We start from the raw sequence: 17,378 nt of genomic DNA on the forward strand, positions 1-17,378 counted from the left end.
TTCATTTTAAAAAAATTAAAAAATACTTGAATTATTAATATTACTTTAATTAGTAATATATATTACTTTAATTAATATTATAAATTAATATCATAAATTAATAATATAAATTAATAAAATAACTCTATTAGGCAGCGATTATATAAAAATCCGAAAATATTATTTAGTATTAATTACATAGTATTGACATGGAAGATAAACCTTCATTAATAATTAAAACTAAAAAGAACAATATAATAGTAATAACTAAGTATAAGGATGAGATAGCTGAGCATGATATACAGCTGAAGTTAGTTTTAGGTTACTATTGGAAAAATAACTTACCTTTCATAGAAAAGTTCATGGAATTATTAGAGACTGTAATAAAAAGATCTCTAAATCAAGTATTTCCTCATAAAATATTGTCAATAAAGTACAATATCGAATCTAATGATGATTTAGAAGAGGCTTCTGTTTATAACATAACTCTATTAGATGTGAAAGCTGATGATGAATCTTTAGAATTATCTGCAAATGAGATTACTCTTGAAGGCATTGATAATAGAGGTACTATATCTAAGATGACTAGTTTTAGAAGAAAAGTAAATGAAACATTTGAAAAAGAGCTAATTTTTGAGTGATTAGTTTTACTTATATTATTTTACTTATATTATTCTACGAATCATAGGCAGAACTTCAATTAGGATATTTTGAGCATCTTCTTTATCTTTTACTTTACGAGCTACTATTTTTCCATTTTCAAAAAGAGTAACATTACGCCCATTAATATCCAACATAGCTACTCCCATTTTTTCTGAACATTTTAATTTACCTAATTTTTCAAGATTTGGACAAGTTTTTCTAATATCAATATTATATGGTAGTTCATTTTCGAACATTATTTTATTTGCTTCGTCTTTACAAGGCTTGTAAATAACTATATCTTTTTTTTCATGAACTTTTGTTCCAATATCTAAAGTAATTTTTTCAAAATTAACTGCTTTTAATTCACTTTCAACTAATTTAAGAGTATTTCTATTAAGAAGAAGATCAATATTTTCTAATTCTATCTGTGCAGTATTTTCTATGTCTCTTACTCGAACTGTTTCACTGCGAGTAAGACTTTTAATAAAATCTTCAGCATATTTAATTCTATTAATCTTTTTAGCAGTTATTTCCTGACCAGTTTTTATCCTAGTTGCTAAACATGTTGTGGATTTTGAATATTCAATATTATTTTCTTTTAAATATTCTAAAACATCTTCTTTTTCAATACCTGCATTAACTAAAGGGCTTAAAATATCATTTTCATAATTTATCATTATTCCAGGTCTATCTTCAAGTAAATCGCTTATATTTGTACCATCAACTATTGTTTCAAAACCTTTTTCCTCTGCTAACTTTTTTATATTTGAATACATTATGCTTCTACATAAATAACAACGATTGGGATTATTTTCTTTGAATTTATCTACTTCAAGGAAATTTTCATTGATTATCTCATGTTCTATCCCTATTGAATTAGCAATTTTCTTTGCATTATTTAAAAAATTAGAAGGCATTATTTCATTGTTAAGTGTAACCGCAAGTATATTATTAGCTACTTTTTTAGCTAAATAAGCAATTAATGTACTATCTGCACCTCCTGAAAAAGCAATAACAATATCTTTTCCTTTTAGAATTTCTTCTACTTTTTCGATTTTTTTAGTTAAGTTCATAATCTTAAAACCCACAATCTGTTTATTCATGTTAATTTTTTTATGTATTCTAAAACAGCTATTGCGTCTTGCTTTTTAACATCAACAAGTTCCACAATAAAATCTATTAATTCTTCTTTTTTCTCTTCATCAATACTTGAGTTTTTAAAAATATTGTAATATGTTCTTTTAGGATAATAAATGGATTTAGCTACACTTATTAATTCTTTTCTTTCATCATTATTGATAATGCCTGATTTTACTGCTTCTTTAAATTTATAATCAACATTTACCAATGCTTCAGAAAATGGTTCTCCAGTGGTACTGTCAAAAACAATAGCTACATCATCATCAGATTCAATGTTTCCTGATGAGTATTCATTATAAACATATCCGATGCCCTTCATTCCAAGACTATCTAATTCAGATGCTCTAAGAGCACCCATACTTCCTCCGCCAACTACTGTTATTCCTTTGTTTATAGCTTCTATAATCTCTTTATGTCCAACAGCAGGACTTTGATGAAAAACACCATCTATTATACCAATGATATCTGGAGAATCTTGTATTGCTTTTAGAATGTCTCCTCTTTGAATTGGTTCCCGGTAATCTGCTTTTAATATTTTCGATGCTTCTTCAATCGATAATGAAGGCCCAGTAAATATTATTATCTTCTTTTCATCCATTTTATCTTTTTTTAGATTTAATTAGTTTATTATTATAATTTTTCTAATTGTTATAATTCCTAAATATTATAAATTCTATTTATTATAAGTTCTATTTATTATAAATCATATTTATTACAAATTCTAATGATTATAATCTCTAATGATTATAAATTTTTATTTCTAATATTATAATTCTTTTATCTATTTAAATTTCATCCAACGTTTTCCAACTCTATCTGGATCAATTGAGAAGTTTTCAGTTCCTGGAATAATTACCCTAACTACATTTATTCCAATTTCTTTTCTTGTAAGATTTTTAAATAATATTTTATCAATATTATTCCTTTTCAATTCATTAGTTGTTATTTCAATGTCTTTTTTCAATGAATCAGTACTTTTATCTTCAATATCACTTAAATCAATTATAACATTGTTTTCTTCTTCAAAATAATGTTTATTGATTTTTTTCATACGTTCATAACCAGCTTTGCGCATTAAAACTGCTCTTGAAGTATCTTCTCTTGTTCCATGGATTTGTGTAGCTCTACTTTGTGCTACTTCAGTTAAAGCTCTCAAAACTGCAATTTCTGGGTTTAAATGAGTACCAATTCCAAGTGTTAAAAGTGCAGGGTCTTTAAGTATTGTGTCATCTGCTATAGCTGCAATTGTTGGAATATCTATATCTGCAGTTAAATCCATGAGTTTTATATTGATAGATTCTTTTTTAAACTTTTCAAGTAATTCATTGATTAAAGGATTTTCTATATTATCAATATTTATACATTTTTTATTTTTCTTAGTTAACTCAAAAATACTCCAGGCATCCCTTTCTATTACTTCAAGCATTCCATGAAGAACAGCTTCTTCTAGAACATTTCCAGAAGCTAAACCATTGGTGTTTCCTTTAAAAATAGCTGATGTGTTTTTTGCATCTTTTGGAATGTATGGATGAAAAATCGCATTAGATGGAATATAATAATCATTTTCTGTTATTATATCTTTTGTTAAAGTCCATTCTATCTTTCTTTCTTTTTCAAAGTCCAAACTTTTAACTTCATTCGATATAATAAGATCATCAGGATGGATAAATTTTTCACCATCCATCTCACTTAAAGTAGCTAATTTGGAGTTTTCATCATCAATACTTTGTTTTTCTGCAGAGTATCTTTCAAAACCTTCCATCATAGCTGATGCTTTAGCTTGGTCTTTTTTAGCTCCTTTTCCAGCATAAATACTCACTCCTCCATCTTGTGCTGTTGGGCGAATAGCTGAAAATACAGGAATTCCTATTCTGTCTAAGTGGGTTATATCAGTAACTCTAGTTATTCCAGCTACCTTTAACTTATTTTTACATTCAGCTATTGTTTTAGAAGGTTCTATAGCTCTGTGTGTACATGAAAAATAGCTAATTTGGATATCTGAAAACATACTAACCACTTAATTTTATAAAAATATTCTGATTTTATAATTATTTCAATTTTGTATTTGTATTTATTTCGACTTTACAATAATTTTAATTTTACAAATAGGTTTAATTTAATAAAATTTAAACTTTATAAATAATTTTAATTTTATAAATAATCTCAATTTTTTAATTAATTAAAAAAAGAATCCTGTAAATGAGAAATAAACCATAATTCCTGCTACTATTACACTAGCTAACCATATAAATGGATCCCATCTAAATACTTTAGCTCCATCTAATATTCCAATTGGTATTAGGTTGAATAATGCTAAAAATGCATTGATTGAAAAACCTAGTAGGCATGTTTGGAATAATATATTTACCCATAATGGAACAGCTATTAATGGATTAAACAATCCAATGTAAGTATTACCCAGCATCAAAGCTACAGCTAAAAAGATTAGAGATAGAACTATATTTGTTAAAGGTCCAGATATAGAGATTATTCCATTTTCTCTATCAGTCATATATTGTCCATAAATATGAACTGCTCCTGGAGCTGCAAAGATAAAACCAAATGCTGAACTTACTAGTGCTATGAATAATCCTGGTGTCCAAGTTTTATATTCTGCCCAATAACCATATCTCATTGCACTTATTTTGTGTGCTACTTCGTGAAGTATAAATCCTAATCCCACACCAACCATTACCATAGGTAGTATATTAAGTATATTTGTAAAATCTAACCTAGAATAAAGAATTGAAAAGGCTAAAGAAATTATAAAAAATGATATAAATAAGTCTCTTATTTCATTAGAACTAAATTTAAACATATATTTATAATTATTGTCTAAAGTTTATAAATTTTTGCAATATTTTATAATTTTTAGAAATATAAAATACTAAATTTTCTAAAAATACTAATATTATTAATTCTATATATAATGATTATGAAAGATAGTAGGGTTATAAAAAACATTAAAAACAATTCAAATAAACATAATTCAAATAAACATAATAATTCAACTAAACATAATTCAATTAAGATTAATTCATCTAAGAATAATTCAGCTAAGAATATTTTAGCTAAAAACAATTCATATACCAACAATTTTGCTGAAAATGCTTCAATTAAAAATAACTTAACTAAAAGTAATCTAAAAGATGTTATTCCATCTGAAGATTATTTGGATAATGATCTATGTGAAGATAAAATATGTGAGTTTTCTATTGATAGTAGCTATGGGAATTTAATAGCTGAAACAGATTATTGGGAAATATTTTTAGCCCCTTCTCAAAGATACTTAGGAACTTGTGTTATTAGCTTAAAAAGACGATGTGAAGATTTAAAAGACTTATATTTAGAAGAATGGGCTGATTTTGGAAAATTAGTTGAAAGCATGGAATTAGCTAATAAAAAAACTTTCAATGCAGATTTATTTAATTGGAGTTGTTTAAAAAATTCAGTTTTTAGAAATAATAATCCTAAACCTCATATTCATTGGCATTTTATTCCTAGGTATAAAAAACCTGTTGTTTTTGAAGGTTTAGAATTTAATGATCCTGATTTTGGTTTCTTTGCAAGGGCAATTACTAAAAAAATTCCTTCTAAAATGAGAACTGATTTAATTGCACTAATTAAAGAAAATTTAGACATTTAGGTATTTGGATATTGAATATTTGGGCATTTGAATATTGGAATATTTAGATATTTAATAATTTTATAATGTTTATAATTATTAAGGTGTAAAATTTGAAAGATAAGACTATTAATGATAGAATTAAGAGTATTTTAAAAAGAATGGATGAAAAAGATTATGATGGAATGATTATAACTCAATTTAATAATATTAAGTATGTTTCCAATTATCGTCCTACTAGTTTTGCAATATGTCTTTTAAAAGAAGATCCTGTTATATTTACAACAGCTATGGATAAAGAGTTAGCTTCAAACACATCATTGATTGAAGTAAAGGAATTTAAATCAATTTCAGAATTAAAAGAAGTTTTCAATAAAGAAAATCTTAAAAAAATAGCTATTGAAGGAAATCTTCCTGTAAGTTCTTATAAAAAATTATGTGCTGATAAATCAAAAAAAGAGAATTGGGAATTGTCTGTTGAAGATTTTTTAGAAAAAGAACGTATGATCAAATCTAATAATGAAATTAAAATGATAAAAAAAGCAACAGACATTGCTCATAAATCTTTTATAGAATTGGATATTCGTGAAAAACAGGAAAATTTAATAACTGATTGGGAAATAGCTTATGAACTTGGTTATTTAATTAGAAGTAATGGGGCTAGTGAGGAATCTTTTGAAACAATCGTTGCTACTGGACCAAATTCATCTCTTCCTCATGCAACTCTTGAAAATAGGGAACTTGGAGATTTAATTTTAATGGATTGGGGTTCTAAGTATAATGGTTATTGTTCTGATACGAGTAGAACTATGATTGATTATAATAATGAAAAACAAAAAGAAGTTTTTGATATAGTTCTTGAAGCTTATAATAAGGCAATTAAGGCATTAAAAGCTGAAAAAGCTGCTTGTGAGATTGATAATGTAGCTAGATCCATAATTGAGGATTATGGTTATGGTGAAAATTTTATTCATTCAACTGGCCATAGCTTAGGTCTTAATATTCATGAAACACCGAGTATTTCTAAAAAAGATAAAACTGTTTTAGAAAAAAATATGGTTGTTACAATAGAACCTGGAATTTATTTAGAAGGGGAATTTGGTGTTAGAATAGAGGATACTATTGTTGTTGGTAAACATAAAGCTGAAATTATTGGGAATCTTCCTTATGAACTTTAAAATTAGTTTTATTTTTTATTATATGTTATCATGATATTACTAAGTTCCTAAGTTGTCGAAGATTTTTTAGAGAACTTTCCTACCTAGTGACTTCTCTTATTTATAAACATAATCTGGGTGGTAATTATCGAAAATCGAAGATTTTCGTAATTAAGAAAATCCTTTAGGATTTTCTGTAGTATGTCAGATAATTTGAAAGTATTTTTATTTATTTTATCTTTAATCAATATTTTTAAAATACAACAACCTTTTTATTTTTTAAAATAATGCTTTTTAATCTTAATTTTACTATTTAAACTAAATATTAAGTTTTAAATTGAATAATATTTATTAATCACTTTTTAAATAATCATTAATACTTGTTAATTATCATATACTTTTTATTTCTTTTTATGATATTATCTTTTTATGGTGTTAATGTGATTATAAATGATTTACTTTATTTAATTTCTAAATTTATTGATGATAAAATCCCTAAAAAATATTCAATTAGTTTTCAAGAGATTTTATTAGTAAGTGGTATATTTAATGTAGCTTCAGAGGTTTTAGCTATATTAATTATTTTTGTAGTATTTTTATTAATCTTATTCATATTTTTATCTTTTATTTTTAATTTTGACTTATTAATATCAATAGTGCTTGCAATAGCTATTCCTCCTGGATTTTTAGCATGTATTATAATATATAAATCTGAAAAAAGAAGTGAAGATGTTGAAAAATCGATTCCTGACTTTTTAAGACAATTAGCTTCAATGTTGAGAGTAGGCTTAAGTTTTGAAAATGCAATGGAAGAATTATCTAAATATGGGTCTGGTCCATTATATGATGAGATAAAACGTTCAGTAATTGAGATAAAAATGGGTAGGGATTTTAATGAAAGTATGGTGGCAATATCAAGTAGATTAAAGTCTAAAAATCTTGAAAGAACTTTTAAGTTGATAATTGAAGCTAAAAAAACTGGTGGAAATTTAGCTGATATAATTGAAAATGTATCAGATGATTTAAGAGAATTAAATGCTTTAAAAAGAGACAGAAAGTCCAGTGTAATGATGGCAGTTATTTTTTTAGTGATTTCTGCTGTTATCGCTGCTCCATTTGCATTGGGTATGATTGGAATTTATTCTTCTTTCATGACAAGTCTTGGTAAAGGTAGTGAACTAATTGAAACTTCAAAAATAGCTGCAGGATCTTATATTATTATTCATTCTATTTTAGCTGGTTTAATTATTAGTTTAGTAATGTCGGGTAATGTTAAAAAAGGGATAAAATTTTCAATTCCTTTATTAATTATAGCTTATAGTTTATTTTACATAATAAGCAATTTTGGATCTTATTTTTTAGCGTTTTAAATAATTATTTAGGGGATGATTTTTGAAATAGTTTAATGGTTTTAGGTGGGATATATGGTTAATTTGAATTTTGTTAGTTTGAAGTCTAAACTTGTTAGTTTGAAGCTTGATATATTAATATCTGATGAAAGTGGACAGTCAAGTGCTGAATTGATTCTTTTAATTGGTGGTATGATTGTGATTGTTTTAATCGCTATGTCCTTTTATAAAAGTTACATTTTAAGTATTGGGGATGAAATCAGTTCTAATGAACTTAATAATATCAATAAGTCTATTGAAAGTATTCATTCAAAGTTTTGATTGTCTAATTGATTTATATTTTATTTTAATTTTTTATATTCTATTTTATTTTAATGATTATAATTAAATTTAAATCTATTTTTAAAGTTCCAACAATTATTTAAATCTTTATTTAAAAATATATTAACAAATATAATATTATAAAGAATATATTGAGGAATATATTAAGGAATATAACAATATGAGTATTATATTAAAAATGTAATATGAATATAATATATTATATAATAATTATGAATGTAATACTATATTGTGAGATGTATTAATTATGGAGGTATTAATAAATATATTATTATAATGATTATATTGATGAATTGATTTATTCTAATGATTTAATTTAGATATTTTATTAATTTAAGGTTAATGTGATTAATTTAAGGTTTGTAATTTAAAAATATTCATATGAATTATAAAATTCAAAATTGGGGTGTATATATGAAAATGCTAATTAATGGGGAATTTAAATCTAAAGAAGAACTTTTTGATGTTAAAAATCCATATAATGATGAAATTGTAGATACAGTTCCTATTGGGGATAGGAGAGATGTTAAACTTGCTATTTCTGCTGCAAATAAAGCAAAAAAGGAATTAAATGATTTTTCCTCGAGAAAAGTATCTGAAGGATTGTATTCTGCTTATGAATCTTTAAAAAGTGAAAAAAAATCATTAGCTAAGTTAATAACAAAAGAAACAGGAAAACCAATCAAAGATTCTAGGGGTGAGATGGAAAGATCAGTTGAAACTTTAAAATTTGCTGCAGAAGAAGCTAAAAGAATTTATGGAGAAACTGTACCTTTAGATGCAGGAATTGGTGGAAAAGGACTTTTTGCTTTTACTCAAAAGATTCCTTTAGGTGTTGTTGCAGCTATTACTCCTTTTAATTATCCTGTAAATTTAGCTATTCATAAAATTGCCCCTGCGATTGCTGCAAAAAATACAACCATACTAAAACCATCACTTCAAGCTCCTCTTGCTGCCATGAAACTTGCTGAGATTATATCTCAAGAATTTCCAGATGGAGTTATTAATACTGTCACTGGCTTTGGTGGGGAAATTGGAGATGAGTTAACAGTAAACGATGATATAGATAAAATTTCTTTTACTGGTAGTGTAGCTACTGGACTCTTAATTTCAAATCGAGCTGGAATGAAAAAGATAACATTGGAACTTGGTGGAAATGATCCTTTAATTGTCCTTGAAGATGCTGATATTGGAAAATCTGTAAAAGCTGCTGTTTTAGGTTCTTATCTTTATTCTGGTCAAGTTTGCATGGCTGTTAAAAGAATTATTATTGATGAAGTTATAGCTGATGAATTCATTGACTTATTTGTTAAGGAAACTCAAAAACTTAAAATAGGAGATCCAATGGACCCTAAAACTGATATAGGTCCTTTAATTGATGAAGATGCGGCTAAAATGGTTGAACAGTCTGTTGTTAGATCTTATAAAAAAGGCGCTAGACTTTTAACTGGTGGAAATCGTGATGGTAACTTTTTCGAGCCAACTATCCTGGATAATATAACTCCTGACATGGATATTGTTGTAAATGAGACTTTTGGTCCTGTTTCTCCTATAATTCGAGTTAATGGTGTTGAAGAAGCTATATCTGCAGCTAATAATTCTGAATTTGGACTTCAAGCTGGTGTATTCACTGAAAGTCTTCATAATGCTTTAAAATGTGTAAATGAAATTGAATCAGGTTCTGTTTTTATCAATAAACAATCTACTTTTAGAACAGATAACATGCCGTTCGGTGGATTTAAAATGAGTGGGATGGGAAAAGAAGGAGTTAAATATGCTGTTAATGATATGACTAGATCTAAATTAATTGCTATGAACTTAAGATAAAAATAAAGTTAAAAAATGGAAAAAATAGAATCTCCATTTTTTAATCATTACGTGGTATATAAGGTATAATAGCTTCAATAAAATTACTTAATGGCATTGTTTGAACCCAAACCTTTCCAGGCCCAGTTAAAGTACTTAAAAAAAGACCTTCTCCTCCAAACATGATATTTTTAGCACCTTTAACTCTTTGTATATCAAAATCAACAGATTCATCCATCGCAGCAAGGTGACCTTGATCTATAACTAATTTTTCACCTTCTTTTAAATCGTATTCTATAACTTCTCCATCGATTTCTAAAAAGACTATTCCAAATCCTGAAAATTTTTGAAGTATGAATCCTTCTCCTCCAAACAGTCCAGTACCTAATTTTTTTCTAAAATGCATATTAATATCAACATCTTTTTCTGATGCTAGATAAGCACTTTTCTGAGCAATTATTGTTTTATTCCCATCTAACTCTATTGGAATTATTTTGCCTGGAAAACTATTTGCAAAACCTATTTCTTGATCGTCTTCTTCGGCTGTAAAGAAGTTTAGAAAAATAGAATCTCCTGCTAATGCTCTACCAAGGCCTTTAAGGATTCCTCCCCCAGTACTACTTTCCATCTTAATTTTTGATGTCATTAGTGCCATGGATCCCCCTTCATTTTTCATAGTTTCTCCTTTTTCTAATTTACAAATTACCATTGGGAAAGCTCCACCTTTAATCTCATACTCCATTTTATCACTGCCATATTTTTTCATTTTTTTAATGATTTTATTATATAATAAACAAATTTTCATTGGTTAATATATAAGTTTTTATATAAGATTTTGTTTTTACTAATTCAAAAAGCAATATTTATAATACTAAAAAATCAATATATTTTTAAATTAATTAGATTAATAATATTTTTAAACTAATATATATTTTAATTAATAATAAGTGTATATTTATGTAATATTATAATTAATAATATATTAATTAATAATACTAATAATAGTACTAATAATAATGTTAATAATAATATTGAATAATAATTTATTATTAATTAATTATCTCTTTAAATTTAAAAATAGTTTTATAAGTTTTAAACATTTTTGTTTTGCTTTAAAATGAGATATGGGTGTTCCTATGGAAACTATGAATAGGAATCAAGTTATTCAAGAAATAAGTCAATTATTGAGTGGAGGAGGATTTGAAACTTCACAGGTCTATTATCAAAGTTGTTTTGATATGGCTGCTCGAAAAAAATTACTTTTAATCCTTTTAAAAGTACTAGTTAATATTGATAGTGTTAATGAGGCACATGTTCAAGAAATAAGAAAAGTAGCTAGTACTTTCCTCGCATCTCCTCTTGTTGTGGGGATTAAATCTAAAACACATAAACTTGAGGAAGATGTTGTTTATGAAAGACATGGTCTTCCAGTTATTGGTATTGATACTCTTAAAAATATAATTTTATATGATGAATATCCTGAGTTTTTAGCTGATAGGGGAGGATATTATGTTAATATCAATGGAAACATTTTAAGAGAGTACCGTGAGGAATATTCTCTTTCACTAAAGGATTTAGCTGATCTTGCTCATGTTTCAAGGGAAACTATTTATAAATATGAGAATGATATGGTTAGAGCTAATCCTGAAACAGCTATGATTCTTGAAGATATTTTAAATATGAAGATTACTGTTGACATTGATTTATTTAATATTAAATCTGATAAGACAGATTTTAATAAGATAAACTCTGATAATTCAATAAATAATGAAAAAACAAAAGATTTAGCTAATTTAGGTTTTGGAGTTCTTGAAACTAAAAGCACACCTTTTGATGCATTAGCTATTGAAAAAGGACTTAATGATTATTCAACAGAAGAAAATCCACTTATAGCTAGTTTAGATAGCAATCGCCCTGAAAAAACTCTTCATAAGATGGCTATTAGTTTAAAAGATTTATCTCTGATAACTGATTCTGACTCTTTTTTCATTGTTAACAATAAGAAAATTAAGGATTCTTTAGATGGTATTCCTGTTATTAAGTCATGGGAATTAAAAGAAGCAGAAGATTCTAAAGAATTTTTGAATTTAGTTAAAGAAAGAAGAGATAATTAGTTTTAACTTTATAATTACTATTATTTTCATTATTAATTAAAATTAATTAAAATTAATTAAAATATTGATATTATAACATATTTTTCAGATTTATAATCGGAATAGTTATAGATGGTGCAGAACACCAATTTTGTCTTCTTATATAAAAATGTTAAATTAATATTAATTAAATATTAAATTATCGATTTAAGAAGATTATGATACAAATTAGAAATTCAAGAAAATATTTATTTAATATATAGAAAATAAAAAATTTTCTAAATTTAAAAATGAATTTTAAATTATAAACAAATATCAATATCTTTGATTTCATGAGTATCACCTCCTCAAAGCTTAGTGAGAAGGTTTCATTGATTTTACATTATTAATGATCCTTCTCCTTCTGATGTAGTCAATGTTTTTTTAAGTTGGTGATACTGCAAGATATTGTTATGTTCTCTATATTATAAAAGTATTACTATATTAATATTTAATATTATCATAATAAAAATAGAAAAATATATAAATTATAAAAACTAATATGATATTACATTATTAATGATCCGGAGGTTTTAATGAATATTTATCATTTATTCATATAAAACCTCTATCCTGTTTTTCTAGCTAATTGTAAATATCTTTAAAACTATTTTTATTCTAATTTTAGTTATAATAGCTATTTTTTAGTTATTAGTGTTATTATTGGTTTTTATTATTGGTTTTGATATTTTGTGATAGTTTTTAGTTTTAATGATTTGATATAAAAGTAAATAGTAATAAACTTAAAAGCAATATAATGTATTTAAAAAGTAGAGTTTAATATTTTTAATAATTAAGAATTTGTTTATATATTATTTGCTTTACAATATTGTTTTAGATATTTTTTAAAAGTTTGAAATCAGTTTCAGCTTCGTTCTCACTAGCTACTCCAATTGTAACCATATCTGCATAATCTAATTTTTTTAAAAAATTAAAAGCCTCTTCTGGTTGCTGAATTCCACAAGCTAATATTTTATTTATGATTATTTTTTTATCGATTTTTTTAATGAGATTAGCTAAATCTTCTCTTTCTTTTTCTAAAAAGACTTTAGTATCCATCATATATCCTAGTTTATTTACAGGAATCATATAAAAATCAAATAAATCTAAGATAGGTGAATCAAGTAATTTTTCTGTTGTTTTATACGGATAAGCTGTTATAAGTCCTGCAAACGCTCCTTGCTTTTTAATTTCTTTTAATATTTCTTCAATTAACTCAAAATCATAGCTATCGGTAATAAATTCATCAACAAGCATTATTGGAGTATTATATTTAGCTAAAAGCTTTATATCTTTTTTCCAATCAACATTTTTTGCTTTTTCATAATCTGGGTTAACATAATCGATAATTGTTTTTCCAACAGTTCCAATAACAGCTATTTCATTGTCTTTTACTACTTTTTCATAGCTTTCTATTAAATTATCATTATTTACTAAATTTATAGCATTTACCCCATTTTCATTAGCTTTTTTTATTATTTTAGCTATATTACCAGAGTTTATCTCTAAATCAAGGTGATATAATCGGGATCTATGTCCAAAATAGCTTTCTGCAGTAAATGGGGCTGTTCCTAAGATTATTCTTGGAATCTCTTTGTCTTTAAATATTAGATTTTGATTGAAAATTATAATCACCTTTAATATTACTATATTTTTTAGCTATATTTATTATTTAATCCTATTTTTATTATTTTTAAAATAATATAAAATTCTTTTTTAAACTTATAAAAATAGAAAATTTCTGTAAATTGAATATTAGAAAATTAGTTGTTAATTTGTTATGTTTATATTTTTTAAAAAAAATTAGAGTGAGATTCATTTTTGAAGGATGAATCTCAAAGCCTTACACTCATGTTTATTTTTATAATTTATATATTTTTCTATTTTTATTACTAATCTTTATTATAGTAATATTTATATATTTTTTATTACATATTTATATTATGGTATTACTAAGCTCCTAAGCTGTTGAATTTTTTTAGAGAAGCCTTACACTCAATGGCTTCTCTTTGTATAAACATAAATGGAGGGGGTAATTATCGAAAATCGAAGATTTTCGTAATTAAGAAAATCCTTTAGGATTTTCTTTAGTATGTCAGATAATTTGAAAGCATTTTTATTTGATGTTTTTATTATATTGATTATTTGCATTGCTAACCTCCTGATTAAATTATGTAGCTAAAGGAGGTTCATGGAACTTAGTATGCCATTCTTTCAAATTATTTTTATATTTTCATTATATTACTTTTATTATGTTTATATTATTTTTCTTTATTCTTTTTCTAATACAACTGCAGTTCCATAAGCTAATATTTCCTGCATATTTGTAGCTACTGCATCTGAATCATAACGAACAGCTATTAACCCATTAGCTCCCATACTTTTAGCATGTTCTATTAATTTATTCAGTGCTTTATCTCTTGATTCTTCCATCATTTGTTGATATTCTTTTATTTCTCCACCTAAAATAGATCTAAGCTCTCCCCCAAGCTGTCCACCTAATCCTCTACTTCTTACTGTTAATCCATATGCAAAACCTTTTGTTTCAGTAATTTTATATCCTGGAACATCATTTGCACTTGAGATAACAAATTCTTCAACTAATACCATCTTATCATCACTTTTTTAATTTAATTTATATTTTTTTATACATATCTTTCTTTATTTTATTTAAGGAGACTTATAATTTTTTTCTCCTTTTATTTTTTTCTATTTTTTAGATTTATATTTTTTATATTTTTATAATTAATTTAATTACAATAATGGGTTATATCAGTTTATTGATTAATCTAAGATTTTTTCAATCCTGTGTTCTGGTATTAACCAGAAAAGAGCTACTATAACATATAATAATATTAATGATAACGTTAATACTATCACTAATACTATTGATAATATTAATAATGCTAACAATATTAATACTATTAATATTACTAATACTTATAATACTATTAATAATACTAATAATTTTGCAATTTTAATAATACTAAAATTTTGATAGTTTTGTAATTAGATTTTTATAATACTTTGAACATAGTAAGAATATTAGATAAAATTAATATTTTATATCTATTATAAATGTTATATTTATTATGAATTTTTATATTCTTATATTATTATAATTTAAATTATTATAAATTAAAATATTAATATTTAAGATATTAAACTTAAAATATTAAATTTAAAACATCAACTTAAAGTATTAAACTTAAAATTTTATATTTGTAATATTAAGTTTAGTATATAAGTTTATAATACTATTAAGTTTATAATATAAGCTTAGAATATTAAATTTAGAATATTAATAATATATTAATTAATTGATTATATATAATAATAGTTTATTGTTATTACATCCAATTTTTAGCTAAAATATTATATAGGTGAATTTAATGAAGGTAATAGTTGCAGATTCAATAAATCAAAAAGGTATTGATAATTTAAAAGAAGTAGCGGAAGTTGTGGTTGACACTGATATAACTCCAGAGGAATTGCTTAATACTATATCTGAATACGAAGCAATAATTGTAAGAAGTAGAACTAAAGTAACTCGTGAAGTAATTGAAAAAGCAGACAAGCTTAAAATAATAGCTAGAGCTGGTGTGGGTGTCGATAATGTGGATGTAGAAGCAGCTACTGAAAAAGGAATAATGGTAGTAAATGCACCAGAATCAACTTCAATTACTGTTGCTGAGCATACTATGGGTATGATGCTTACAGCTGCAAGAAAAATAGCTATTGCTGATAAATCTGTTAAGGAAGATAAATGGGAAAAAAGCAGATTTATGGGTGTTGAGCTAAGAAATAAAACTCTTGGTGTTGTAGGAATGGGAAGAATTGGTTCTCAAGTTGTAAGTCGATGTAAAGCTTTTGAAATGGATGTAATTGTATATGACCCATATTTGCCTAAAGAAGTAGCTAAACAAATGGGTGTTGAGCTCGCTGATCTTGAAACAGTATTAAAAGTTTCAGATTTTATAACCATTCATGTTCCATTAACTCCTGAAACAAAACACTTAATATCTAAAAAAGAATTAGAAATAATGAAAGATGATGCCTTTATTGTCAATTGTGCAAGAGGAGGTATTATTGATGAAGATGCATTGTATGATGCTTTAAGTAATGATAAAATTGGTGGTGCTGCTCTTGATGTTTATGAAGAAGAACCTCCAAAAGGAAGCAAACTTTTAAGCTTAGATAATCTTGTAGCTACTCCTCATATTGCTGCTTCAACTAGGGAAGCTCAAAGAGATGCAGCTATCATTGTAGCTAATGAAGTGATTGAAGTTTTAAAAGGTGGAGCTCCAAAGAATGTTTTAAATATGCCGGTAGTTGATTCAAAGACTTATGAAGGGATAAAACCTTATGTTAATTTATGTAAAAAATTAGGTAGTTTTGCTTCTCAATCTATTAATGGTCAGATAAAGGAAATCGAAGTTGTTTATTGCGGAGAACTTAGTGAAACTCCTCATCATGATATACTAACTAGAACTGTTCTTCAGGGTGTTCTCAATCATGTTTTAATCGACCCAGTTAATATGATCAATGCTCCAACAATTGCACAAGAAAGGGGAATAAGTATAACTGAAGGAAAAACTTGTGATTCTAAAGGATACGATTCATCTGTTAGAGTTAAGGCAATCACTGATAATGATGAATTTTCAGTAGAAGGAACTGATTTATATGATCCAGCAATTATAAAGATTAATGATTATTGGGTTGATGTAAAACCAGAGGGACACATGTTTATATCTAAATATAATGATATTCCTGGAGCTATTGGTACTATTGGAACAAAATTAGGTGAAAGAAATATAAATATTGGTACTATGCAGGTTGGTAGGGATATAGCTGGTGGAAATGCTATAATGATTTTGACAGTTGATCAAAAAATCCCTGATGATGTTATGGAAGAAGTAAGAAATCTTGAAAATGTTTTTGATGCTGTTGGCTTAGAGCTCTAATTAAGAATATTTTTGTATTCTTATTTTTTATTTCATTTCCATTATTTTTATTTCATTTTTAGATAGCTACTTTATTATTCTTATTCTATTTTTCTAAATATTAGAAAAAATTATTCATATTTAAATCATTATTTTTAAATCTTTTTTAATTATTTATATTTGAAATATTTCATTATTTTTAAGAGATTTCCTTATTATTACCAAAACTATTTATATTATCAAAAATAAGATAATATATA

15 protein-coding genes are annotated in these 17,378 nt (G+C 25.5%); 8 read left to right on the forward strand and 7 right to left on the reverse strand.

The features are described from left to right. Positions 1-188 precede the first annotated feature (188 nt). Positions 189-620 (forward strand): hypothetical protein, encoded by a 432-nt coding sequence (locus tag MarbSA_RS08675; RefSeq protein ID WP_052332144.1) that lies wholly within the window; start codon positions 189-191, stop codon positions 618-620. Positions 621-644: 24 nt separating this feature from the next. On the opposite strand, the gene larE is transcribed toward MarbSA_RS08675, so the two are convergent. The 4 genes from larE to MarbSA_RS08695 form a co-directional block, all read right to left on the reverse strand. Further along, positions 645-1,697 carry an ATP-dependent sacrificial sulfur transferase LarE gene (larE, locus tag MarbSA_RS08680; protein ID WP_054835064.1) on the reverse strand — a complete coding sequence of 351 codons (1,053 nt, stop codon included), beginning with the start codon at positions 1,695-1,697 and terminating at the stop codon, positions 645-647. A gap of 26 nt (positions 1,698-1,723) precedes the next feature. Next, the gene (locus tag MarbSA_RS08685) at positions 1,724-2,362 is read right to left on the reverse strand and encodes a TfuA-related McrA-glycine thioamidation protein (RefSeq protein WP_054835063.1); all 639 of its coding nucleotides are present in this window, start codon (positions 2,360-2,362) and stop codon (positions 1,724-1,726) included. Positions 2,363-2,545: 183 nt separating this feature from the next. After that, complete coding sequence (locus tag MarbSA_RS08690) at positions 2,546-3,772, reverse strand: YcaO-related McrA-glycine thioamidation protein (protein ID WP_221061422.1); 1,227 nt, start codon at positions 3,770-3,772, stop codon at positions 2,546-2,548. 171 nt (positions 3,773-3,943) lie between these two features. Then, positions 3,944-4,582 carry a site-2 protease family protein gene (locus MarbSA_RS08695; RefSeq protein ID WP_042703304.1) on the reverse strand — a complete coding sequence of 213 codons (639 nt, stop codon included), beginning with the start codon at positions 4,580-4,582 and terminating at the stop codon, positions 3,944-3,946. 117 nt (positions 4,583-4,699) lie between these two features. Between MarbSA_RS08695 and MarbSA_RS08700 the strand changes: the two genes are divergently transcribed. The 5 genes from MarbSA_RS08700 (at position 4,700) to MarbSA_RS08720 (ending at position 10,064) form a co-directional block, all read left to right on the forward strand. Beyond that, positions 4,700-5,410, forward strand: a complete 711-nt coding sequence (locus MarbSA_RS08700; protein ID WP_221061423.1) for an HIT family protein — start codon at positions 4,700-4,702, stop codon at positions 5,408-5,410. A 92-nt stretch (positions 5,411-5,502) separates the two neighbouring features. Then, on the forward strand, positions 5,503-6,567 hold the full coding sequence (locus MarbSA_RS08705; RefSeq protein WP_244987864.1) for a M24 family metallopeptidase: 1,065 nt from the start codon (positions 5,503-5,505) through the stop codon (positions 6,565-6,567). Between the two features lie 419 nt (positions 6,568-6,986). Next, positions 6,987-7,916, forward strand: a complete 930-nt coding sequence (locus MarbSA_RS08710) for a type II secretion system F family protein (RefSeq protein ID WP_244987865.1) — start codon at positions 6,987-6,989, stop codon at positions 7,914-7,916. Positions 7,917-7,970: 54 nt separating this feature from the next. Then, positions 7,971-8,216, forward strand: coding sequence for a class III signal peptide-containing protein (locus MarbSA_RS08715; protein ID WP_054835061.1), 246 nt, complete (start codon positions 7,971-7,973; stop codon positions 8,214-8,216). 435 nt (positions 8,217-8,651) lie between these two features. After that, positions 8,652-10,064, forward strand: coding sequence for a lactaldehyde dehydrogenase (locus MarbSA_RS08720; RefSeq protein WP_221061424.1), 1,413 nt, complete (start codon positions 8,652-8,654; stop codon positions 10,062-10,064). 40 nt (positions 10,065-10,104) lie between these two features. On the opposite strand, the gene MarbSA_RS08725 is transcribed toward MarbSA_RS08720, so the two are convergent. Further along, positions 10,105-10,785 (reverse strand): TIGR00266 family protein, encoded by a 681-nt coding sequence (locus MarbSA_RS08725; RefSeq protein ID WP_221061425.1) that lies wholly within the window; start codon positions 10,783-10,785, stop codon positions 10,105-10,107. A 394-nt stretch (positions 10,786-11,179) separates the two neighbouring features. On the opposite strand from MarbSA_RS08725, the gene MarbSA_RS08730 reads away from it, so the two are divergent. Further along, positions 11,180-12,157, forward strand: coding sequence for a transcriptional regulator (locus MarbSA_RS08730; RefSeq protein WP_221061426.1), 978 nt, complete (start codon positions 11,180-11,182; stop codon positions 12,155-12,157). A gap of 852 nt (positions 12,158-13,009) precedes the next feature. Here MarbSA_RS08730 and MarbSA_RS08735 read toward each other — a convergent pair. Then, a complete protein-coding gene (locus MarbSA_RS08735; protein ID WP_244987866.1) occupies positions 13,010-13,810 on the reverse strand; it encodes a hypothetical protein in 801 nt (266 codons plus the stop codon). A gap of 636 nt (positions 13,811-14,446) precedes the next feature. Next, entirely contained in the window at positions 14,447-14,785 is a 339-nt protein-coding gene (locus tag MarbSA_RS08740) for a heavy metal-binding domain-containing protein (RefSeq protein WP_221061427.1), read from the reverse strand. A gap of 782 nt (positions 14,786-15,567) precedes the next feature. On the opposite strand from MarbSA_RS08740, the gene serA reads away from it, so the two are divergent. Further along, positions 15,568-17,139, forward strand: coding sequence for a phosphoglycerate dehydrogenase (gene serA, locus MarbSA_RS08745; RefSeq protein WP_221061428.1), 1,572 nt, complete (start codon positions 15,568-15,570; stop codon positions 17,137-17,139). The last annotated feature ends 239 nt before the right edge of the window (positions 17,140-17,378 follow it).

The sequence above is a fragment of the Methanobrevibacter arboriphilus genome (genome assembly GCF_019669925.1).
Classification (GTDB): domain Archaea; phylum Methanobacteriota; class Methanobacteria; order Methanobacteriales; family Methanobacteriaceae; genus Methanobinarius; species Methanobinarius arboriphilus_A.